Annotated in this window: 14 protein-coding genes and 1 pseudogene; 7 read left to right on the forward strand and 8 right to left on the reverse strand. The window is 71.1% G+C overall.

The features are described 5' to 3' along the window. Window positions 1-81: 81 nt before the first annotated feature. Window positions 82-309 (reverse strand): annotated as a pseudogene (locus ACZ5GP_RS30760) (DUF4240 domain-containing protein); the annotation flags it as partial. Window positions 310-532: 223 nt separating this feature from the next. Between ACZ5GP_RS30760 and ACZ5GP_RS30765 the strand changes: the two are divergent. Both ACZ5GP_RS30765 and ACZ5GP_RS30770 read left to right on the forward strand, forming a co-directional pair. After that, window positions 533-1,543 (forward strand): quinone oxidoreductase family protein, encoded by a 1,011-nt coding sequence (locus tag ACZ5GP_RS30765; RefSeq protein WP_468753969.1) that lies wholly within the window; start codon window positions 533-535, stop codon window positions 1,541-1,543. 422 nt (window positions 1,544-1,965) lie between these two features. Then, window positions 1,966-2,361 (forward strand): VOC family protein, encoded by a 396-nt coding sequence (locus ACZ5GP_RS30770; protein WP_468753970.1) that lies wholly within the window; start codon window positions 1,966-1,968, stop codon window positions 2,359-2,361. Between the two features lie 118 nt (window positions 2,362-2,479). Here ACZ5GP_RS30770 and ACZ5GP_RS30775 read toward each other — a convergent pair whose 3' ends face one another. The 4 genes from ACZ5GP_RS30775 to ACZ5GP_RS30790 form a co-directional block, all read right to left on the reverse strand. Further along, window positions 2,480-3,073 carry a histidine phosphatase family protein gene (locus tag ACZ5GP_RS30775; protein WP_468754032.1) on the reverse strand — a complete coding sequence of 198 codons (594 nt, stop codon included), beginning with the start codon at window positions 3,071-3,073 and terminating at the stop codon, window positions 2,480-2,482. Window positions 3,074-3,184: 111 nt separating this feature from the next. After that, window positions 3,185-3,973 (reverse strand): hypothetical protein, encoded by a 789-nt coding sequence (locus tag ACZ5GP_RS30780; protein WP_468753971.1) that lies wholly within the window; start codon window positions 3,971-3,973, stop codon window positions 3,185-3,187. Further along, a complete protein-coding gene (locus ACZ5GP_RS30785; RefSeq protein WP_468753972.1) occupies window positions 3,973-5,274 on the reverse strand; it encodes a VWA domain-containing protein in 1,302 nt (433 codons plus the stop codon). The genes ACZ5GP_RS30780 and ACZ5GP_RS30785 overlap by 1 nt, the downstream gene beginning before the upstream one ends. Window positions 5,275-5,636: 362 nt before the next feature. Further along, entirely contained in the window at window positions 5,637-6,848 is a 1,212-nt protein-coding gene (locus ACZ5GP_RS30790; RefSeq protein ID WP_468753973.1) for a pyridoxal phosphate-dependent aminotransferase, read from the reverse strand. An 84-nt stretch (window positions 6,849-6,932) separates the two neighbouring features. On the opposite strand from ACZ5GP_RS30790, the gene ACZ5GP_RS30795 reads away from it, so the two are divergent. Next, window positions 6,933-7,565: a winged helix-turn-helix transcriptional regulator gene (locus tag ACZ5GP_RS30795; protein WP_468753974.1), complete on the forward strand. Its 633-nt coding sequence runs from the start codon at window positions 6,933-6,935 to the stop codon at window positions 7,563-7,565. A 92-nt stretch (window positions 7,566-7,657) separates the two neighbouring features. Here ACZ5GP_RS30795 and ACZ5GP_RS30800 read toward each other — a convergent pair whose 3' ends face one another. Next, window positions 7,658-7,993, reverse strand: a complete 336-nt coding sequence (locus tag ACZ5GP_RS30800; RefSeq protein ID WP_468753975.1) for a GNAT family N-acetyltransferase — start codon at window positions 7,991-7,993, stop codon at window positions 7,658-7,660. A 357-nt stretch (window positions 7,994-8,350) separates the two neighbouring features. Here ACZ5GP_RS30800 and ACZ5GP_RS30805 point away from each other — a divergent pair, with 357 nt between their 5' ends. Beyond that, a complete protein-coding gene (locus ACZ5GP_RS30805) occupies window positions 8,351-9,844 on the forward strand; it encodes a SpoIIE family protein phosphatase (protein ID WP_468753976.1) in 1,494 nt (497 codons plus the stop codon). On the opposite strand, the gene ACZ5GP_RS30810 is transcribed toward ACZ5GP_RS30805, so the two are convergent. After that, window positions 9,845-10,522: an ATP-dependent Clp protease proteolytic subunit gene (locus ACZ5GP_RS30810; protein ID WP_468753977.1), complete on the reverse strand. Its 678-nt coding sequence runs from the start codon at window positions 10,520-10,522 to the stop codon at window positions 9,845-9,847. It abuts the gene before it with no gap. Between the two features lie 31 nt (window positions 10,523-10,553). Further along, window positions 10,554-11,204 carry an ATP-dependent Clp protease proteolytic subunit gene (locus ACZ5GP_RS30815; RefSeq protein WP_468753978.1) on the reverse strand — a complete coding sequence of 217 codons (651 nt, stop codon included), beginning with the start codon at window positions 11,202-11,204 and terminating at the stop codon, window positions 10,554-10,556. Between the two features lie 617 nt (window positions 11,205-11,821). Here ACZ5GP_RS30815 and ACZ5GP_RS30820 point away from each other — a divergent pair. From ACZ5GP_RS30820 to ACZ5GP_RS30830, 3 genes are all read left to right on the forward strand, one after another. Beyond that, entirely contained in the window at window positions 11,822-12,877 is a 1,056-nt protein-coding gene (locus ACZ5GP_RS30820; protein ID WP_468753979.1) for a methyltransferase, read from the forward strand. Between the two features lie 130 nt (window positions 12,878-13,007). Then, complete coding sequence (locus tag ACZ5GP_RS30825) at window positions 13,008-20,225, forward strand: amino acid adenylation domain-containing protein (protein WP_468753980.1); 7,218 nt, start codon at window positions 13,008-13,010, stop codon at window positions 20,223-20,225. Further along, the gene (locus tag ACZ5GP_RS30830; protein WP_468753981.1) at window positions 20,222-21,415 is read left to right on the forward strand and encodes an FAD-dependent monooxygenase; all 1,194 of its coding nucleotides are present in this window, start codon (window positions 20,222-20,224) and stop codon (window positions 21,413-21,415) included. The genes ACZ5GP_RS30825 and ACZ5GP_RS30830 overlap by 4 nt, the downstream gene beginning before the upstream one ends. Window positions 21,416-21,515 lie beyond the last annotated feature (100 nt).

A 21,515-nucleotide genomic window follows, 5' to 3' on the forward strand; every position in this document is an offset into this window, starting at 1 on the left:
CAGAACCAGAACAAGAACCTAACGAAGCACTACTAGGCCGTTTCCTCCGGATCAAGGAAAAGTCTCGGACGTGTCCGGCATGCCCTCACCCTCCAGGTCGATGCCGTCGGCCGCAGAGGCGTGAACGATGGGCAGTTCGGCCAGGGCATCGGGATCGGCGACTGCGCGCTCGAAGACTTCACGGCCCTGAGCGATCAGCCACCCGCGGAAGTAATCGAAGCCGTCGTCAGAGCACCCACCGTTGGTGATGTAAACAGCGGCCCACGGGGGATGGGTGTGGGAGTCAACCATCAGGTCCCACGGCGCCTGTACTGACATCGGTCCGGTCGCGGGAACTTGGCCCAACAGAGCAACTACCGTCGGTGCACGGCGGGGACGGCGCTGACGCGCGGGGTGTAGCCCTGGCCGCGCCGTACGGTCGCCCCCTGGTCGAGCGCGGCACGCTCGGCGGGGGCGGCGGGCTGGTCTGCTTGCCGGGAATCGGATCGCCCATCAACGGGGTTGGTGGAGAAAAGCCGTTGTTGGAGGGGTCATGCGAGCGATTCAGGTGTACGAAGTGGGCGGTCCCGAGGTGCTGCAGGAGACCGAGGTGGACCAGCCGCGGCCGGGTCCGGGCGAGGCGGTCGTGGAGGTCGCCGCATCCGGGGTCAACTTCCTCGACGTCTACCACCGCGAAGGCCGGTACCGCCTCCCGCTGCCCTTCACCCCGGGCGCTGAGGGCGCCGGCACGGTCGTCGAAATCGGACCCGGCGTCGCTGACGTCGCAGTCGGGGACCGGGTCGGTTGGGTGGAGATCCCCGGCACGTATGCCGAGCGGGCCGTCGTGGACTCCTCCCGGCTGGTGCCGCTGCCCGACGATATCGGCTTCGAGACAGCCGCCGCCGTGCTCCTCCAAGGCATGACCGCGCACTATCTCGTCAAGGACGCCTATCCGGTTCAGAGGGGCGACACGGTGCTCGTGCATGCGGCTGCTGGTGGCATGGGGTTGCTTCTGACCCAGCTCATCACCCATGTCGGCGGCAGGGTGATCGGCACGACGTCGACCACGGCGAAGGCCGAGCTGGCGAAGCGGGCCGGGGCCGCCGAGGTGATCCTTTCCTCCGCGGTCGACGATCTCGCAGCCGAGGTGAGGCGGCTCAACGGCGGTCAGGGACTGCCGGTTGTCTTCGACGGCGTCGGCGCGCACACCTTCGATGCGAGCCTCGCCAGCCTGCGAACCCGCGGCCACCTCGTGCTCTTCGGCGCGGCAAGTGGTGCCGTGCCTCCGTTTGATCCGATTCGGCTCGCCGACGGCGGTTCGCTGACCCTGATCCGGCCCAGCCTCGGGGACTTCATCGCCGATCGGTCCGAACTGCTCCGACGGGCCGCCGATGTGTTCGAGTGGGTGCGCTCCAAGGCGCTTGAGGTCACCGTGACGGGCCGCTACGCATTGTCCGAGGCCGCCCGGGCCCACAGCGATCTGGAGGCCCGGCGTACCACCGGCAAGCTGCTCGTCGTACCCGATGCGGCCGCTCTCGGACGCCGCGAGGAGACGCAGGGCTGATCGCGGGTGACGAGGTCGGGGATCTTGGAGGCTGGGATGTACAGGGCATGGCCGACTGTCATCGCCAACATCCCCGACAACGTCACGCACTCAGCAGGCCGAGATTAAGTTCCGGCGGGTTTCTGGCATATCCGGGTCACACCCTTTCAAGATCCCTCAGCCGAGACCTGGTTCACCCGTCCACAACCTCCCGCGACAGAACACCTGGCCCACGGTCGAGCAGCGGGGCGTACCCGGGGTCCGGCAGGAACGGGCCGAAGAGCCCGGACCGTCAACTACGCCGCCGGCGATCACCTACGGTCACCATCGGGCCGGACTCCACGGCGAACCGGCGACAGTTGAACAGGCGAGCTCACCAGTACCGAGGCCGGTGTCGAACGGGCGGCCTACTGTGAACCCCGTCCGTACTATCTGGGAGAGTCATGACAAGTAGGTTCACCGAATTGGTCGTTGACTGCCACGATCCGGAGCGGCTCGCGGCCTTCTGGTGCGAGGTCCTGGACTTCAAGGTGATCGACCGCAGCGAGGGCAAGGTGGAAATCGGCTCCTGGGTGCCGACCATCGAGGATGTCCGGGCCCGCCAGATGCCGCCCACCCTGCTGTTCATCCAGGTGCCCGAGGGCAAGACCGTGAAGAACCGGCTTCACCTCGACGTCAGCCCGATCGACGGCAGTACCGAGGACGAGGTGACCAGATTGCTCGGCCTCGGCGCCACGACGACGGACGTGGGCCAGGGCCCGGACCGGAACTGGGTGGTCATGGCTGATCCGGAGGGCAACGAGTTCGACGTCGTGCGCAGCCTGGCACCACGTGACTAGGCCGTTCCTCCGGAACTTGGACGCGATCGCGTCGATCACCTGCCGGTGATCGCGCCAATCGCGCCCCAGTTCGTGGAGTGCCGCTCCGATCCGCCGAGATCCACTTCCGGTACGGGCTTCAGGGCCGCAGGTTCCAGCTCGCCACCACCGGGCGGCCGTGCTCCGTGCTCAGGCGGCTGATCGTGCCCGTGGCCATGAGGAACATCGAGCCGCCCGACGCGGGCAGGCCGAGGCGGCGGGCGGTGAGGACGCGCAGGAAGTGGCTGTGGGCGAACAGGACCACGCTGCCCTCGCTGTTGGCGAGCGCCGCGTCCACCTTGGCCAGCATGCGGTCGGCGCGCTCGCCCACCTCCTCGGGGCTCTCCCCGGGGTGCTCCGGCGGGCCGGGGGCGACACCGTCGGTGAAGAGGTACCAGTCGGGCCGGGTGCGGTGGATCTCCACGGTCGTCACACCCTCGTACGCGCCGTAGTCCCACTCGGAGAGATCGGGGTCGACGTACGCGTCGGGGAACCCGGCGAGCTCCGCCGTCTCGCGCGAGCGCAGGCGCGGACTGGTGAACGCCGCGCCGATCCGGAACCGGTCGACGAGCGGGGCCAGCGAGCGGGCCTGCTTCCTGCCGTTGTCGGTGAGGGGGATGTCCGTCCAGCTGGTGTGCTGCCCGGTGAGGGCCCACGACGTCTCGCCGTGCCGGACGAGGAGCAGATCGCCCATGGTCGCGCCATTCCTGTTCTTGTCGTCGGTGGCCGGACCGTGCGGCCCGGCCACCGACGAGCCTGCCACGCCCCGCGGGTCACCCGCGGGGCGGGCCCGCCGAGGGCGCGCCTACAGGCCCTGCGGCGCCCGCGCGGGGCGGCCCGAGCCGCGGGTCAGCGCGTATCCGCCGACCCCCGCGAGGGCCGCGAGGACGCCGCCGGCCGCCGTCCACAGCCAGCGCGAGGACCACCAGCCCGAGGACCAGCCGTCCTCCGGCTCGCTCATGGCGGCGGGCTTGTACCGGTCCGAACCGGCGCCCGGCACGAGCGGCTCGCCGAGCGATCCGTCGACGGCCTGCGCGCCCCCCGCGTCGGTCGTGGTGACCTTCGCCTCGGCCCGCACCGGCAGCCCCAGGTCGTCGGCCTTCAGGTCGGTGACCGTGAGCCGCAGGTAGTACGTGCCCGGCAGCGGGTCGTTCGCCCACTGTTCCGACCAGGCCCGGACGGTCCGCAGCGTGCAGGACAGCGAGACCGACCCCGCGTCCCGCCCGGCCGTCCGCTTCGGCGTGCCGAGCCGGCAGGCCTGGCGGCGCCGCAGTCCGTCGTACACGTCGACCTGCCAGGTGGACGCGGCGTGCCGGGCGGCGGCGTCCGGCAGCTTCACCGTGGCGTGCACGGTGGCGCGCTGCCCGGTGTCCACCGGGAACGCCCAGTACAGGTAGTCGCCCGTGGACGCCTCCGCGGTGGCCTCCTGGTCGGGGCGGATCGCGGTGGCGGTACGGAAGGAGGTGCCCGCCTCGGCCGGGGCGGCATCGGCGGTGTCGTCACCGTCGCTGTCGGCGGCGGCGGCTCCGGGGAAGGCCAGCAGGGCGGCCGCGGCCAGCAGGGCCGCCCGTCCCCACGCTCGGGTCCCATGCATCAGTTGGTCCTCCAGACCGCGAAGCGCCAGCGCGAGAGCCAGCCCCAGACCAGACCGGCGAGGAAGCCCACCAGTACGAGCAGACCGAGCAGCCACCAGCCGTGGCCGAGCCCGAAGGCGGCGACGTCCGAGGCCTCGTCGGGGGAGTCCACCAGGTCGACGGCCAGCTCGACGGGCAGGCCCGGTGTCTTCTTCACCGAGGCGGGCGCGGAGAAGGAGTTGCTGACGCGCAGGCAGACCGTCTCGTCGGCGCCGTACTTGTCGTCCTCGTCCATGTCGTCGGCCTCGGGCCTCGGGTAGCGCAGGCCGGTCGAGATGACGTCGGTGCGGCCGTCGCCGGACTCCTGGCCGCGTACGATCTCGCGCCCGCCCTCGGTCTCGGCGCGCAGCAGCACGCCGTAGTCCTGGTGGACGGCACGGTCGGCCGCCACGCTCACGGAGGCCCGCAGCTCCTTGCCCGCGGGGACGTCCACCCGGTACCAGCGGTGCTCGCCGAACTCCTCGCGGTCGGTGTAGAGGCCCGACTTCAGCCGGGGCGCGTCCGTGCACCGCGCGGCGCCCTTCGCGGCCACGGGGGTGACCACCGGGTCGGCGGCGCGGTCCACCAACTGCTTTACCCGGCCCGCGAGTTCATCGGTGTGCCGGATCGAGGTGTAGGTGCCGCCGGTGGCCTCCGCGATGCAGCTCAGCTGGTCGCGGGTCTTGGCGTCCGGCACCAGGCCGAGCGTGTCGATGGTGAGGTGGATGCCCTTGGCGGAGATCTCCCGGGCCACCACACAGGGGTCGAGCGGCTGGCAGGTGTCCTCGCCGTCGGATATCAGCACGATGCGGCGGCTGCGCTCGGCCGTGTCGTCCGTCAGGTCGTCGGCGGCCTTCAGCAGCGTCGGGCCGATCGGGGTCCAGCCCGTCGGCGCGAGCGTCGCCACGGCGGTCTTCGCGTCGGTGCGGCCCGCCTTGTCGAGGCGCTCCACCGGGTAGAGCAGCTCGGTGTCCTTGCAGCCCGCCTTGCGGTCGTCGCCGCGGTAGTTGGCGCCGAGCGTACGGATGCCGAGCGCGACCTCGTCCGGGGTGGCGTCCAGGACTTCGCCGAACGCCTGCTTGGCCGCGGCCATGCGGGACTTGCCGTCGATGTCGCGGGCCCGCATGGAGCCGCTGACGTCGAGCACCAGCTCGACCTTGGGGGAGGGCTGCGCCGGTTCGTCGTCATCGGCGGCGGCGGCGGGGCCTGCCGTGACGAGTCCGGCGGTCAGGGCGGCGAGCAGGGCGATGACCCAGACCGCCGGCCGTTGTCTTGTGATCATCGCCGGATACTATTGATCTTGCCCCACATCCCCCAAAACGCCGACGTCGCGCCGCCCGCGAGCAGCGCCAGGGAGGCTGACCCCAGGCCAGGCCAGAGCCCAGCAGGGTGGCGCGAGCAACCAGGACACACCCGCGGGTCCCGGGCCGGCCCCGGCCGGGGCGTTAGGGGCGCGGGGAACTGCGCGAGCAACCACAACGCACCCGCAGGCCCGGGGCCGGCCCTCGCCGGGAGGCCTGGGGCGCAGGGAACGGCGCGAGTTTTACACGATGGGGCCGACCGGTTCGGGCGAGGCGAACCGGGTGAGGGCGGGCACGGTGCAGGCGGTGCAGGACGGCACGGCGCGCTCCCAGGTGTTCGGTGTCACTGACGATAGCCGCTCAGGAAGCGGCCGATGCGGCTGATCGCCGCGTCGAGGTCGTCGGCGTGGGGGAGGGTGAGGATGCGGAAGTGGTCCGGGCGGGGCCAGTTGAAGCCGGTGCCCTGGACCACCTGGATCTTCTCCTGGAGCAGGAGGTCGAGGACGAACTTCTCGTCGTCGTGGATCGGATGCACCTTCGGGTCCAGGCGCGGGAACGCGTACAGCGCGCCCTTCGGCTTGACGCAGGAGACGCCGGGGATCTCGTTCAGCTTCTCCCAGGCCCGGTTGCGCTGCTCGTGCAACCGTCCGCCGGGCGCGGTGAGTTCATGGATCGACTGGCGGCCGCCGAGCGCCGCCTGGATGGCGTACTGCGCCGGGGCGTTGGGGCACAGTCGCATGGAGGCGAGCATGGTGAGCCCCTCCAGGTAGTTCTTCGCGTGCTGGCGCGGCCCGGTGACGACCAGCCAGCCGGAGCGGAAGCCCGCCACGCGGTGGGTCTTGGACAGACCGCAGAAGGTGAGGACCACGAGGTCGGGCGCGAGGGCGGCGACACTGTGGTGCACGGCGTCGTCGTACAGGATCTGGTCGTAGATCTCGTCGGCGAAGACCATCAGGCCGTGGCGCCGGGCGAGGTCGAGGACGCCCTCCAGGATCTCCTTGGGGTAGACCGCGCCCGTCGGGTTGTTGGGGTTGATGATCACGACGGCCTTGGTGCGGTCGGTGATCTTCGCGGCGATGTCGTCCAGGTCGGGGTACCAGTCGGCGGACTCGTCGCACACGTAGTGGACGGCCTTGCCCCCGGAAAGGGTCGTCACGGCCGTCCACAGGGGGAAGTCGGGCGCGGGGATCAGGACTTCGTCGCCGTCTTCGAGGAGCGCCTGTACGGCCATCGTGACCAGTTCGGACACGCCGTTGCCGAGGAAGACGTCGTCCACGGAGACCTCGTCGAGGCCGAGCGCCTGATAGCGCTGGGCGACGGCGCGGCGGGCGGACAGGACGCCGCGCGAGTCCGTGTAGCCGTGGGCCTTGGGGAGCATCCGGATCATGTCCTGGACGATCTCCTCGGGCGCCTCGAAGCCGAAGAGCGCGGGGTTGCCGGTGTTGAGGCGCAGCACGCTGTGGCCCGCCTCCTCCAGGGCGTTGGCGTGCTCGATGACGGGACCCCGGATCTCGTAACAGACCTCGCTGAGCTTGCTCGACTGCCGGAACTCCATGCGCTGCGCCTCCCGTGACGTGAGTTACTTGGTTTTACCAAGTCCCGCCTTGGAAAGTCCAACAACCTGTCTAGACTGCGTCCCATGTCACCTCGCCGAAGCTACGACCAGTACTGCGCGGCGGCCCGGGCCCTGGACGCCGTGGGCGACCGCTGGACCCTGTTGGTCGTCAGGGAGTTGCTGGTCGGCCCCCGTCGCTACACCGACCTGCACGCCGACCTGCCGGGCGTCAGTACGGACGTCCTCGCCTCGCGCCTGAAGGACATGGAGCAGCAGGGCCTGACCACGCGCCGCAGGCTGCCCCCGCCCGCCGCCGCGTACGTCTACGAACTCACTGGCAAGGGAAGGGAGTTGCTGCCCGTTCTGGAGGCCCTTGCCGCCTGGGGCGCGCACGGCCTCGAAGAGCGCAGGCCCACCGACGCCGTACGGGCGCACTGGTTCGCGCTCCCGCTGCTGCGCCACCTCGCGCGGACCGGCGCCGAGGGAGTGGTGGAGGTGCGGCTCGACGCGGGCCGCTTCCATGTGCGCCTCGGCGCCGGCGAGACGGCCTACGGCGACGGACCCGCCCCGGGTGAACCCGACGCCGGCCTCGCCCTGGACGCCGCCACCTGCGTGGCGGTGGGCCGCGGCGAACTCACCGTCGGACAGGGCGCGCGCGAGGGGCGGATCGAGATCTCCGGCGAGGGAGTCCTCGCCAAGGCCCTGCGCGCCTCCTGACCGGGCACCGCTCTGCGCGCCTCTTGACCGGGCGCCGCTCTGGGGACGGGGCCCGGCCCCATCCCGGGGTAGGCGCCCGACGCGCCCTGGGTTCAGGCAGCCGACCGGTCGCGCACCCGCCGCGCCCAGCGCCGCAGCCGCCCTTCGAGATGCGGGCACAGCGGCCCCCCGGACGGGAACGACACCCCCGTCTCGCCGCCCATGGCCCGGAAGAAGCCCCGGCCCGCCCGGGACTGCATCGTGGTGTTCCACCGGTACCCGGGAAGCTCGGCCAGCAGCGTGTGCAGCGCCTCCCTGCCCCGGCCCTGCCGCTGGTGCGCCTCGGTGATCCAGATGTTCTGGACGCGTCCGGTCCGGCACCGGTGGCAGACGCGGAACCGCAGCTGCCCGATGGTGGAGCCGGAGGCTTCGGACAGGGTGATGCGCATCGCTGCTCCAGGCCGAGGGGGAGGACCAAGCGGTGCCGCTCATGCTAGAAGCGCCGTGCCGAGCGCGTGAGGTAATGGCAGAATCACGCTCCGGAGTGGTCGAACGCATGGTCGGGAACGCATGGTCGGGAACGCAGGGCAGGGCCGCCGGGGCGCCGGGGAATGGGCCGGGGCCGCCGGGGGAAAGGGGTGGTTACCCACCCGGCGGGTAAAATGGCGGGAGCATCCCCGACCCGTTCACGGCTCAGGTGTCCGGCCCGCCAAGCGACGGGCGCAAGGAGAGACCGGATGATGGGTGCAGACGAGCCCGTGCGAGGCGCTCCGGGCGCGAGGGGCGCGCGAGACGCCCAGGGTGCGATGGCCGCGCGAGTCGCCCCGGCGGCCGTGGCGGCACCGACCGGCTCCGGCGGCCTGCTCGACGTCCTGAACGTGGCCGCCATCGTCCTCGACGAGGAAGGCCGGATCCGGCTGTGGAGCCCGCAGGCCGAGGAGCTGTTCGGCTACAGCGCCGCGGAGGCCCTCGGGGAGTACGCGGGCCCGCTGCTGGTCCACGCGGACCACCTGGACCAGGTGCTCGAACTGTTCGCCGAGGTCATGCGGGGCGGCGGCAGCTGGGCCGGAGTCTTCCCCGTCCAGCACAAGGACGGCGGCACGCGGTGGGTGGAGTTCCGCAACATGCGCCTCCAGGACAAGAGGCAGTCGCTGTACGCCCTGGGCCTGGCCACCGACCAGGACACGTTGCGGCAGGTCGAACAGGACCTCGCGCTGTCCGCCCGGCTCGTCTCCCAGTCGCCGATCGGCCTGGCGGTGCTGGACACCGGCCTGCGCTACCTCTCGGTCAACCCGGCGCAGGAGCGGATGAACGGCGTACCGGCCGCGGAGCACGTCGGCCGGCACGTCCAGGAGGTGCTGCCCGGCCTGGACCGGTCCATCGAAGGCTGCATGCGCGACGTCCTGGCCACCGGCGTCCCGATCCTCGACCAGTACGCCATCGGCCGCACCCCGGCCGACCCCGACAACGACCACGCCTGGTCGATCTCCTTCTACCGCCTGGAGGCGCCCAACGGGAAAGTCCTCGGAGTGGCCACCTCCAGCGTGGACGTCACCGAGCGGCACCGCACCGCCGAATCGCAGCGGCACGCCGCCCTGACCCTCCAGCGCAGCCTGCTGCCCCGCCCCCTGCCGTGGCGGCCGGGGCTGGAGGTCGCCACCCGCTACTGCCCCGCCGAGGCGACCATGGAGATCGGCGGCGACTGGTTCGACGTGATCCCGCTCGGCGGCGACAAGACCGCCCTCGTGGTCGGTGACGTCATGGGCAGCGGGGTGGCGGCGGCCGCCACCATGGGCCAGCTGCGCACCGCCACCCGGACGCTGGCCGACCTGGATCTCGACCCGGCCAAGGTCCTCTACCACCTGGACCGGGTCACCGACGGCCTGGAAACGCTGGCCACCTGCGTCTACGCCATCTACGACCCCTACCGCGGCCAGTGCCACATCGCCCTGGCCGGGCATCTGCCGCCGGCGCTCCTGCACCCGGACGGCACCCGCGAACTCCTCGACCTGCCGACCGGCGCGCCCCTCGGCGGGTGCGGCGTCAGCTTCCACACCACCTGCCTGGAGACCAGGCCGGGCGACCAGCTCATCCTCTATACGGACGGCCTGGTCGAGACCCGCGACGAGTCGCTCGACACGCGTCTCAAAGTCCTCCTGGACGTCCTCGACGACGCCGACCGCCCGCTCGAGGAGACGTGTGACCTGCTCCTGGACACCCTGCGCCACGCGGGGGACCACGACGACGTGGCCCTGCTCATCGCACGGGCCACGTCCTGTCCGGTGCCGCACCGGGCGTGACTACGCGGACGGTACTCCGGCGATGGACCGGGGCGCCACCACCTGGTCGATCAGGCCGTACTCCTGCGCCGCCTGGGCGGTGAAGATCTTCTCCCGCTCGACGTCCTCGGCGACCCGCTCCGGCGTCTGGTGCGAGTGCTCCGCCAGCAGCCGCTCCATGAGCGCGCGCAGCCGCTCGATCTCCGCGGCCTGGATCTCCAGGTCCGACACCTGCCCCTGGGTACCCTGGCTGGTCGGCTGGTGGATGAGCACGCGGGCGCTCGGCAGCGCCATCCGCTTGCCGCGAGTGCCCGCGGCCAAGATCACCGCGGCGGCGTTGTTGGCCTGCCCCAGGCAGACCGTCTGGATGTCGGGCTTGACGAACTGCATGGTGTCGTAGATGGCCGTGAGGGCCGTGAACGAGCCACCGGGTGAGTTGATGTAGAGGGAGATGTCCCGGTCCGGGTCCAGGGCCTCCAGGCACAGCAGTTGAGCCATGATGTCGTTGGCCGACGTGTCGTCGACCTGGCTGCCGAGGAAGATGACCCGCTCCTCGAAGAGCTTGCCGTACGGGTCCATCTCCCTGGTGCCCTGCGAGGTGCGCTCCACGAAGCTCGGCACGACATAACGACTCTGTATGTCCAGATCCCGGGCACGGGACGAGAATTCAAACCGCTTCACTGAGCGCGACACCTCCATGCGAAAAGGGGGGCAATGGTCCCACGGCACGTCATTCGGCGGTCTTGCCGGGGAAGGAGCCGCTGCCCGGCGCCCCCGTCGCATTGGTCATGATCTCGTCGATGAGGCCGTACTCCTTGGCCTCGGTCGGGGTGAACCAGCGGTCCCGGTCGGAGTCCTGGGTGATGCGCTCCTGCGTCTGCCCCGAGTGCTGGGAGATCAGCTCGGCCATCTCCCGCTTCGTCTGGCGCAGTTGCTCCGCGTAGATCCTGATGTCGGTCGCGGAACCGGCCAGTCCGGCCGACGGCTGGTGCATGAGGATCCTGGTGTGCGGCAGCGCGAACCGCTTCCCCGGGGCGCCGGCGGTGAGCAGGAACTGCCCCATGGACGCGCAGAAGCCCATCGCGATGGTGACGACGTCGTTCTGGATGTACTGCATGGTGTCGTAGATCGCGAGGCCGGCCATGATCGAGCCGCCGGGGGAGTTGATGTACAGGTAAATGTCTCCCGGATCGGCGGCCAGCGTCAGCATTTGCGCCGTGATCTGGTTCGCGATTTCGTCATCGACTTCCTTGCCCAGGAAAATGATGCGATCGTTCAGGAGACGGTTGTAGATCTGGTCACCGAATGCGGCGCCGCCGTTCGGGCTCAAGGCGTACGGAGCGTTCGACGATGCCGGGTGGTTGAACGTCTGGTTATTCATGTCTTCCCCTGATTCTTGGCCGAGCCCCAGGCATCCCGGGGGGAGCTACGTCGGGTGAGCGAGCACGAATTCGCCTCCCCAGCCTCGTTTGAAGCTAACACGTTCCCCTGCCACGCACCGGGGTCCGGGGGGCCTTTCTGCTGACAGCAGAGGCATGCTTCAAACCCCGCCCAGGGGTACCGAGTTGGCGCCCGGCGGCGCCTGTCGGCGCATAGCACACGGTCTCGGACGATCAGCGATGAATTTCGGCCAGATCCGGCGGTGTGCCGTCCCGATCCGAGTGCCTGCGGATCGGGGCGGTCCCCGTCACCTGTCCCTTTTGAGCGTGTGGGGAAAATGGTCCGTCTATCAACCGGTTCCTGCTCAGGTGGGTTTTCGGTCTCGTAGTCGAACAGGTTTCGGCCGCCTTTGCGCATCCGACGGCCGAAAGTGGAGGGAGTGAGAAGCGGAACACCGCACATTTCACGCCACCCGCGAAGGGGTCGGTGATCAATAAGGCCTTGTGTGACCCCTGCATTTGATGTTGCCTCTGCCGGGGCAGCCGGACGACGCCTGACTTCACCAGTACGCGGCCGATGGTATGCACCTGAGGCCCGCGTCATCAGAAGGGGATCACCATGACCGAGCCTTCGACGACCGCCATGGACGAGCTGTGGAAGCTGGTGTACACCAGCTTCCGGTTCCCGTTCATGCACGCCGCACTCCGCCTGAAGCTGTTCACCCTGCTCAAGGAGCGGCCGGGCACCACCCTCGACGAGATCACCACCGAGCTGGGCCTGGAAGAACGCGCCGGCCACACCCTGCTGTTGGGCTGCTGCGCCTTCGACCTCATACGCAAGGAGGGCGACGGCTACCACAACACGGCCGCCACCGACCTCCTGGCGGGCGACCCGGACGGCTTCATGCCCGTCATCGTCCGCTACACCCACGAGATGCTGTACCGGCCGATGGGCTGGCTCTACGAATCGCTGGTGGACAACGACAACCTGGGGCTGCACCGCGAGCTGCTCGCCGGCTCGTCGGCGACCACGCTCTACGAACTCCTCGGCCAGGACAAGAACCTGGAGCAGGTGTTCACCGCCATGATGGAGCACCAGAGCCGCTCGGTGGTCGAGGACCTGGTCAACGCCGTGGACTTCTCCGCCTACCGGCGCGTCCTGGACGTCGGCGGCGGCACCGGCACCAACGCCATCAGCTTCGCCCAGCGCTGGCCGCACCTGGAGGCCACCATCCTGGAACTGCCCAATGTGGCGGAGATGGCCAACGAGCGGATCGCCGAGGCCGGTCTGTCCGAGCGCGTCCGCGCGGTCGGGACCGACATCATGCAGGACGAGTTCCCGACGTCGTCCCACGACTGCGTCGTGTACTCCCGGTTCCTGGAGATCTGGTCCCCCGAGCAGGTCCAGAACCTCTTCGCGAAGACCTACCGCGCGCTGGAGCCGGGCGGCCACATGGTGATCGTCGCCTGCGCCGAGGACGACGACGAGACCGGCCCCGCCCACGCCGCGTTCATGTCGGCGTACGTCCACACCATCGCCTCGCCCGAGGGCCGCACCTACACGCCCCGCGAATTCGAGCAGTGGTTCACCGAGGCCGGATTCGAGCCGGTGGACCGCCAGTACCCCGGCCGGTTCGACATCATCATGCGCGCCCGCAAGCCCAAGGCCGACTGAGCCCCCGCCTCGCGATCCGCCGTCCGCGCCCGACCCAGGCGTCCCACACGCGTCCCACGCCTGCGGCACGCCCGGCGCCGGGCACGCGTCTCATGCACCGAAGCCAACAGCCGAGGAAAATGGAGCGATCGTGAATCTCCGGCCGCGCAACCCTCTCACGGCCTATCAGCAGGACATCTGGGCAGCGAACTCCCTCTTCCCGGACCTCCCGCAGTTCAACTGCTTCATCACCGACCGGTTCACCGGCGAGGTCGACGTCGACCTCCTCAAGGAGTGCCTGCGCCGTGCGGTCGACCGCAACGACGCGTTCCGGCTGCGGATCGACCCGCAGGACGGCACCCCGGGCCAGTGGGCCGAGGACGAGACGTTCGACATCCCGACGGTCGACTTCTCCGCGGCCGACGAGCCCCGTGCGGCCTGCGAGGCGTGGATCAAGGACGCGTTCGACGTCCCGATCGAGGTGGAGCGCCGCCGGCTGTTCGCGATCGCCGTCCTCAAGGAGCGCGAGGACGTCGTCCGCACCTACGTCAAGGTGCATCACATCGTCGCCGACGCCTGGGGCCTGAACCTGTTCATGTCCCAGGTCCGCGCCGAGTACGACCGGGCGCGGCGCACCGGGGAGTTCGACGACCCGCCCGCGCCGTCCTACCTGGACTTCGCCGAGGAGCAGCGCCGCTACCAGGCCTCGGACGACCACGAGCAGGACCGCGCCTTCTTCCAGGAGCGGCTCAAGGACGTCGCCCCGGCCTTCTTCCGCCGCGCCGCGCCCGCGGGCTCCCGGCGCAGCGCCCGCCACAGCTTCCTCATCGAGCGCGCCCTCATCGACCGCATACGGGAGCGCGGGGACTCCGTCTTCGCGTTCGTCGCCAGTGCCTTCGCCGTCTACCTCTCCCGGATCCACGGCAGCGACGAGGTCGTCCTCGGCGTACCGCTCATGAACCGGACCACCGCCGGGCAGAAGCAGACCGTCGGCCACTTCGCCAACACCCTGCCGCTGCGGATCGCCCCCGGGAACGACCGCACGATGAGCGACCTGGTCGCCGACGTGCAGGCCGCCACCCGGGCGCTCAAACCCCACGAGCGGTTCGCCCTCGGGGACCTGCTGCGCTCCGTACCGCTCCAGGGCAGCGGCCCCAAGCGGCTGTTCGACACCACCATCGCCTACCTGCGCTGGCCCCGCCCGCTCGCCGTCCACGGCGTCACGTACGAGACCGTCGTGCAGGCCCGCGCCCACGACGACGACGTGCTGGCGGTCGTCGTCAACGAACTGGACGACGTCAGCGATGTCCTGGTCGACATGGACTACGCCCTCGACGTCTTCGACGCTGACTTCCCCATCGAGTCGGTGGCCACCCACCTGGAGGCGATCCTCCGGGGCACCCTCGACGGCGCGGACCGCCCACTGGCCGAGGTCCCCATGCTCGGCGACGCCGAACGGGCCGCCCTGCTCGCCCTGGGCAGCGGCCCGGTGACCGACTTCTCCGCCAACACCACGCTCCACGCGCTCTTCGAGCAGCAGGCGGCCACCACGCCCGACCGGCCCGCCGTCCTCGCGGACGACCCGGCCCAGTCGCTCACCTTCGCGCGCCTCGACGGATGGGCGAACCACGTCGCGCAGCGGCTGCGCGACGACGGCGTGGGCGTCGGCGACCGGGTGGCGGTACTGGCCGAACGCGGCCCGCAACTGGTCGCGGCCGTCCTCGGCGTCCTCAAGGCGGGCGGCGCGTACGTGCCGGTCGACCCGAGCCACCCCGCCGAACGCGTCCGGTTCCTGCTCACCGACAGCGGGGCCAAGACCGTACTGCTGGGCAGCACGGTGCCCGACTCCCTGGTGGGCGACGCCGCCCCGGTACGCCGCCTGGACGCCACCCCGCGCACCTCGTCCGCGCCGCCCGGGCCCCTCGGCGGCCCGCACGACCTCGCCTACGTCATCTACACCTCGGGCTCCACCGGGCAGCCCAAGGGCGTCCAGGTCGAACACCGCTCCGTGGTGAACCGCCTGGAGTGGATGCAGCGCGCCTACCCGGTCGGCGAGGGCGACGTCCTGCTCCAGAAGACACCGACGACCTTCGACGTCTCGGTGTGGGAGCTGTTCTGGTGGGCGATCACCGGCGCCGGACTCGCGCTGCTCCCGCCCAGGGGCGAGCGGGACCCCGGAGCCATCCTCCGGACGGTCGAGGCACACCGCGTGAGCGTCGCCCACTTCGTGCCCTCGATGCTCGGCCCCTTCCTCGACCTGCTCGAAGAGGACCCGGCCCGGGTCGACGCCATCGCCTCGCTGCGCCTGGTGTTCTGCAGCGGTGAGGCCCTGACACCCGCTCAGGTGACGCGGTTCAACCGGGCGTTCACGGCAGCCGGCGCCAGGGCGCCGCGCCTGGTCAACCTCTACGGCCCGACCGAGGCCACCGTCGACGTCACCTGCTACGACTGCCCGGGCGACGCCGGCGAGGAAGTGCGGCGCGTACCGATCGGGCGGCCCATCGACAACATCCGGCTCTACGTCGTCGGGGCCCACGGCGACCTCCAGCCCGCCGGTGTGGCCGGCGAGCTGTGCGTCGCGGGCGTGGGCGTGGCCCGCGGCTACCTGGACCGGCCCGAACTGGACGCGGCGGCGTTCGTCGCCGACCCGTTCACCGGCGAGGGGCGGATGTACCGCACCGGCGACCGCGCGCGCTGGCTCGCGGACGGCACCCTCGAATACCTCGGCCGGCTGGACGACCAGGTCAAGATCCGCGGCAACCGGGTGGAGCTCGGCGAGGTCCGCAACCGCCTGACCGCCCTCCCGGGCGTCCGGGACGCCATCGTGGTGGACCGCAGCACAACCGCCCGCGGCCTCCACCTCGTCGGCTACTACGTCGCGGACGAGGACATGCCGCCCGCGGACCTGCGGGCCCGGCTCCTGGACGCGCTCCCGGAGTTCATGATCCCGGCGTTCTTCGTACGGATCGACCGGATCCCCCTCACCGCGAACGGCAAGGCCGACCGCCGAAGGCTGCCCGCGCCCGCCGCGGAGGCCGAGACCAAGGTCGCGACGCCCACCAACGAGACCGAGGCGAAGATCGCGGCGGCCTGGGCGGCCGTCCTCGAAACCGACGTGATCGGCGTCGACCAGGACTACTACGCCCTGGGCGGCGACTCGATCCTCATGCTCCGCATCCAGGCCGAGGCACGCCGGGCGGGCGTGCACTTCACCCTGGCCGACATGGTCCGCAACCCCACCGTGGCGGCGCTCGCCGCGACCGCGACCACCGCGTCCGGGGGCGAGCGGGACGCCCCGCTGGAGCCGTTCGCGCTGATCTCCGGCGTCGACCGCGCGCGCCTGGCCGGCCTGGACGACGCCTACCCCGCGACCCGACTGCACCTCGGCCTGCTCTACCACAGCCGCGAACACGAGAATTCCGCCGTCTACCACGACGTCTTCCGCTACTCCCTCAAGACGGTCTGGGACGAGGCGGCGCTGCGCCGCGCCTTCGACGACCTGGTGCGGCGCCACCCGGTGCTGCGCTCCGCGTTCGACCTCGGCGGGTACTCCGAACCCCTGCAACTCGTCCACCCCGACGTCGACGGCGGCCTGGAGATCGCGGACCTGCGCGACCTCCCCGACGAACGGGCGCGGGCCGAGGTCGACCGGCACGTCCAGGAACGGCGCTACCACGCGTACCGCCTGGACCGCCCGCCGCTCTACCTGTTCCGCGCGCACGTCCTGAAGGACTCCCTGGAGCTGGTGTTCAGCTTCCACCACGCCATCCTGGACGGCTGGAGCGTCGCCACCGTCGTCCGCGAACTCCTCCAGGACTTCGCCCACCACGCCGGACAGCCCGTCCCCGCCGTCCCCGCCGGACAACTGCCCTCACCCGCCCTCTACGTACGCGAGGAACGCCGGGCCCTCGCCTCCGACCTCAGCAAGCGCTACTGGCAACGCCTGCTCGACGGCGCGGAACTGCTCCAGATCGACGGACTGCGGCCCTACGAACCCGCGGGCGACGAAGGCGTCATCATCCACGAGGTGGAGCTGCCGGACGGCCTCGACGCCCGGCTGCGCGACCTGGCCCGCGACCACGGGCTGCCCGTCAAATCCCTGCTCCTCGCGGCCCACTGCCTGACCCTGCGGCTGTTCTCCGACACCCCGGACATCACCACCGGCCTGGTCACCGGCGGACGGCCGGAGGAAGCCGGCGCCGAACGCGTCACCGGACTCTTCCTGGAGACGCTGCCGCTGCGCCTCGACCCCCGGCCGCGCACCTGGCTCGACGCGGCCCGCGAGGTCTACCGGCAGGAGCGCGACAGCCACCCGCACCGGCGCTACCCGCTCAGCGCGATCCAGGAGGACCGCGGCGGCGACGTCATCTTCGAAACGGCCTTCAACTACGTCAACCCGCACGTCCTGACCTCGCTGTTCGAGGACACCGACATGGAGCTGACCGAGCTGAGGACCTGGGAGGAGACGAACTTCAAGCTCCTGCTCAACGCGATCACCGACCCGATCGACGAGCGCCTGTGGCTGCGGATGGACTGCGACGGCCACACCTTCTCCCGTTCGCAGGTGGAGAGCATCGGCCGGACCTACCTCGCCGTCCTCCAGCGGATGACCGAACACCCCGAGACGGGCGTGGACTTCGGCTTCCTGTGCGACCCGAGGGCGACGGCGGCCCTGCGGCCCGGCGCCGACGCCGGTGGGGACACCTCCCGGAACGTCATCGCCCGCATCGCCGAACACGTCGCCCGGACCCCGGACGCGGTGGCCGTCTCCCGCGGCTCGCGGCAGTGGACGTACGCCCAACTCGACCGGGCCGCCACCCGGATCGCCCGTGGCCTGATCGCCGCGGGCGCCCGGCCCGGCTCGACCATCGGCATCGCCATGGACCGCTCGCCCGAGACGCTGGCCACCGTGCTCGGCGTCGGCAAGGCCGCCGCCACCTGCGTCCCGCTCGACGTCAGCTATCCGCCGGCCCGACTCGCGGCGATGGTCACCCGTGCCGACCCGCTGCGGATCATCACCCACGAGAGGCACACGCACCTCTTCGAGGACTCCTCCCGGCTCTTGTCGGTGGACGACCTGCTTGCCGCGGAACCGGCGCCCGACGCCGGCCCACTGCCGGAGATCACCGGCGAGACCGTCGCCTACCTGCTCTTCACCTCCGGGTCCACCGGTGAACCCAAGGGCGTGGAACTGCCGCACCGGGTGCTCGCCAACTACATGGACTGGCAGATCCCCTCCGCCAGCGGCGCCGCCGGCGGCAAGACCCTCCAGTTCGCGCCGCTCAGCTTCGACGTGGCGTTCCAGGAGATCTACTCCACGCTGTGCGGCGGCGGCACCCTCCACCTGCTCGCCGAGGAGGAGCGCCGGGACATGCCGGCGCTGCTGCGGCTGCTGGACCGCGAGGAGGTCGAGCGGGTCTTCATGCCGTGCGTCGCGCTGCAACAGCTCGCCGAGACCTCCCAGATGCTGGGCATCCGGCCCCGCGCGCTGCGGGTCGTGATCTCCTCCGGCGAACAACTGCGGATCACCGACGAGATCCGGCGGTTCTGCGCCGCACTGCCGGGCACCGTCCTGGAGAACCAGTACGGGCCGACCGAGACGCACCTGCTGACCCACCACACGATGACCGGCGACCCGGCGCGCTTCCCCGACCTGCCGCCCATCGGCGTCCCGCTCCCCGGGATCCAGGTCCACCTGCTCGACGGCCTCATGCGGCCCGTGCCGCCCGGCGCCAAGGGCGAGGTCTACATCGGCGGCGTCTGCCTCGCCCACGGCTACCGCGACCGGCCCGACCTCACCGAGGAGCGCTTCGTGCCGCACCCCTCCGGGGAGCCGGGCGCCCGCCTCTACCGTACGGGGGACCTGGCCAGGGTCATGCCCGACGGCAACCTCGCATGGCTCGGCCGCGCCGACTCCCAGGTCAAGGTGCGCGGTTACCGCGTCGAGCTGGCCGAGGTGGAGATCGCCATCGCCAAACTCGCCGAGGAGCAGCCCGGCATCCGGGAGGCCGCGGTGGTGGCCCGGCGCCGGGAGGGCTCCGACGCCTTCCTCGCGGCGTTCCTCGTCGGCGACGCGACGGCCGTGGACCTCGACGAGGTACGCACCCGCCTGCGCGGCGCCCTGCCGGACTACATGGTGCCCTCGCACCTGGAGTGGCTGCCGCGCCTGCCCCTGACGCCCAGCGGCAAGCGGGACGACGCGCTGCTGCGCCGTATGCCACTGGCCGCACCGACCGCGGACGCCGCTCCGCCGGCCGACGAGCACGAGACGGCGCTGGTGGGCATCCTGGCGGAACTCCTCGAACTGCCCTCGGTGGGCGTGCGGGACAACTTCTTCGACATCGGCGGCACCTCGCTGACCGCGATGCGGCTGGTGATGACCATCGAGAAGCGGTACGGCGTCAGCGTCCCGCTCTCCGCGTTCGTCGCGGCGCCCACCGTGGCCGGGCTCGCGCAGCGGCTGCGGGCCGGCGACTCGGCGGCGGAGTTCGACCCCGTCGTGCCGATCCGCACCCAGGGCGACAAACCGCCCCTGTTCCTGGTCCACCCGCTCGGCGGCCACGTCCTGTGCTACGTACGCCTGGCCCGCCGGCTGCCCGACGACCAGCCCGTCTACGCGCTCCAGGCCGCCGGGACCGTGCCCGGCACGGAACCGCTCACTTCCATCCCCGAGCTGGCCGAGACCTACCTGAAGGCGATGCGGCGGGCCTGTCCGCAAGGCCCGTACGTCATCGGCGGCTGGTCGTTCGGCGGCTTCATCGCCTTCGAGATGGCGCGGCAGCTGCGGCGCACCGACCCGGACGCCGTCCACAGCGCCGTGCTGATCGACCCGATCGCCGTCAAACAGGGAGAGCGGCCCGACGTCGAGGACCACTCGCTCCTCGAATGGTTCTTCTGGGAACTGCTGTGGATGGAGCGCGGCGGGACCGCCCCGGTGATCTCGCTGCCGGACGGCCTCGACGAGGAGGCGACGTTCGACTTCATCGTCGGACACGCCACGGAGGCGGGTGTGCTCCCGGCGGGCAGCTCCCGCGCCACCGTGCGGCGCTTGTTCACGATGTTCAAGGCGCACTGGCACGCGATCCTCTCCTACCGGCCCGAACAGGGCGACGAGGATCTGACGCTGCTCCGCGCCACCGCGGAACTGCCCCCGATCCTCCAGCCGATGCACGGAGCCGCACAGAGCCTGCACGAGGACCCCACCAACGGCTGGGGAGACCTGACCACCGGACACCTCCAGGTCGTGGACGTCCCCGGGGACCACCTGGTCCTCCTGGAGGAACCGCACGTGAACGTCGTCGCCCAGAAGATCGCAGATGTGATGGCCGGACGGCTCGACCGTCACCCGGCCGACGGGAGCGGGAAATGACCCAGCAGGAGAACTCCGGGCGCGCCACGCCCAAGGCGCTCATCATCGGGGCCGGGATCGGCGGCCTCGCCACCGCGGCCACCCTGCGCCGGGCCGGTGTCGAGGTCCAGATCTTCGAGAAGGCGCCCGAGCTGCGCCCCGGCACCACGGCCGTCTCCTTGATGTCCAACGCGATCCTGGCGCTGCGCACCCTGGACATCGACATCGCCCCCGGCCTCGCCAAACGCGGTGAGGTGTTCGACGAGCTGAAGTTCCGCACCCGGAGCGGCCGGCCGATCAGGGCACTGCCGTTCCGCGAACTCGCCGACCGGCTCGGCGCGGCCAACTACGCCGTGCACCGCGCCGACCTCCAGCAGACACTGCTCGACGCCATCGGCGACGACCAGGAGATCGAACTGAACGCTGCGGCCACGGGGTTCACCACCGGCGACGACGGCGTCGAGGTCACCTTCGAGGACGGCCGCAAGGCCGGCGGCGACATCCTGATCGGCGCCGACGGATTCAACTCCGCGATCCGCCGCCAGGTGGCACCCGCCGACGACGGGCCCCGGTCCGGCGGCTACGCGTGCTGGCTGGCGACGGTGCCCTTCGACCACCCGCGGCTGACCAAGGGCTACGCCGCGCACTACTGGGGGCGCGGCCAGCGCTTCGGCCTCGCCGACATCGGCCACGGCCGGGCCTACTGGTGGGCGACGAAGAACGTGCCGCCCGGCGCGTCGGGACACCTGCGGCGCGGCAAGGAAGGCCTCGCCGGCCTCTTCGCCGGCTGGGCCGACGAGGTGCGGGAGGCGATCCGCGTCACCCCCGAGGAGACAATCGTCCGCATCACCGCCCAGGACCGCCCCTTCCTCGCGCGGTGGGGCACCGGACGCATGACCCTCCTCGGGGACGCGGCACACCCCATGCTCGTCAGCCTCGGCCAGGGCGCGGCGCTCGCCATCGAGGACGCCGTCGTCCTCGCCCAGCACCTGAAGGGGGCGACGGACCTGCCCGCGGCGCTGCGCGGCTACGAGGACGAGCGCAGGCCGCGCACCGAGGCACTGGTCGGCGCGGCCCGCGCGCTCAGCCTCACGGAGCAGTTGGAGGGCCCGTTCTCCGCCCTGGGCCGTGACCTCTACTTCCGCTTCGCGCCCATGTCCAAGTTCACCAGCCAGAACGAAGCGGTCCTCACCTGGCCCCCGCAGGCCTGACCACGGCCCGTGCCGGAGCGAGCCGTGGATCTCCGGGGAGCCGCTGATGACGTCCTGCGCCGCGCGTGCGGGCTCGTGGAGACGCGGGCGCGCAAGACCC

It is taken from the genome of Streptomyces sp. NPDC031466 (genome assembly GCF_055581265.1).

Bases quoted from the DNA above. Each gene is read 5' to 3' on its own strand.
- ACZ5GP_RS30765 (WP_468753969.1), top strand. From the start codon at position 533: ATGCGAGCGATTCAGGTGTACGAAGTGGGCGGTCCCGAGGTGCTGCAG.
- ACZ5GP_RS30770 (WP_468753970.1), top strand. From the start codon at position 1,966: ATGACAAGTAGGTTCACCGAATTGGTCGTTGACTGCCACGATCCGGAG.
- ACZ5GP_RS30775 (WP_468754032.1), bottom strand. From the start codon at position 3,073: ATGGGCGATCTGCTCCTCGTCCGGCACGGCGAGACGTCGTGGGCCCTC.
- ACZ5GP_RS30780 (WP_468753971.1), bottom strand. From the start codon at position 3,973: ATGCATGGGACCCGAGCGTGGGGACGGGCGGCCCTGCTGGCCGCGGCC.
- ACZ5GP_RS30785 (WP_468753972.1), bottom strand. From the start codon at position 5,274: ATGATCACAAGACAACGGCCGGCGGTCTGGGTCATCGCCCTGCTCGCC.
- ACZ5GP_RS30790 (WP_468753973.1), bottom strand. From the start codon at position 6,848: ATGGAGTTCCGGCAGTCGAGCAAGCTCAGCGAGGTCTGTTACGAGATC.
- ACZ5GP_RS30795 (WP_468753974.1), top strand. From the start codon at position 6,933: ATGTCACCTCGCCGAAGCTACGACCAGTACTGCGCGGCGGCCCGGGCC.
- ACZ5GP_RS30800 (WP_468753975.1), bottom strand. From the start codon at position 7,993: ATGCGCATCACCCTGTCCGAAGCCTCCGGCTCCACCATCGGGCAGCTG.
- ACZ5GP_RS30805 (WP_468753976.1), top strand. From the start codon at position 8,351: ATGGCCGCGCGAGTCGCCCCGGCGGCCGTGGCGGCACCGACCGGCTCC.
- ACZ5GP_RS30810 (WP_468753977.1), bottom strand. From the start codon at position 10,522: ATGGAGGTGTCGCGCTCAGTGAAGCGGTTTGAATTCTCGTCCCGTGCC.
- ACZ5GP_RS30815 (WP_468753978.1), bottom strand. From the start codon at position 11,204: ATGAATAACCAGACGTTCAACCACCCGGCATCGTCGAACGCTCCGTAC.
- ACZ5GP_RS30820 (WP_468753979.1), top strand. From the start codon at position 11,822: ATGACCGAGCCTTCGACGACCGCCATGGACGAGCTGTGGAAGCTGGTG.
- ACZ5GP_RS30830 (WP_468753981.1), top strand. From the start codon at position 20,222: ATGACCCAGCAGGAGAACTCCGGGCGCGCCACGCCCAAGGCGCTCATC.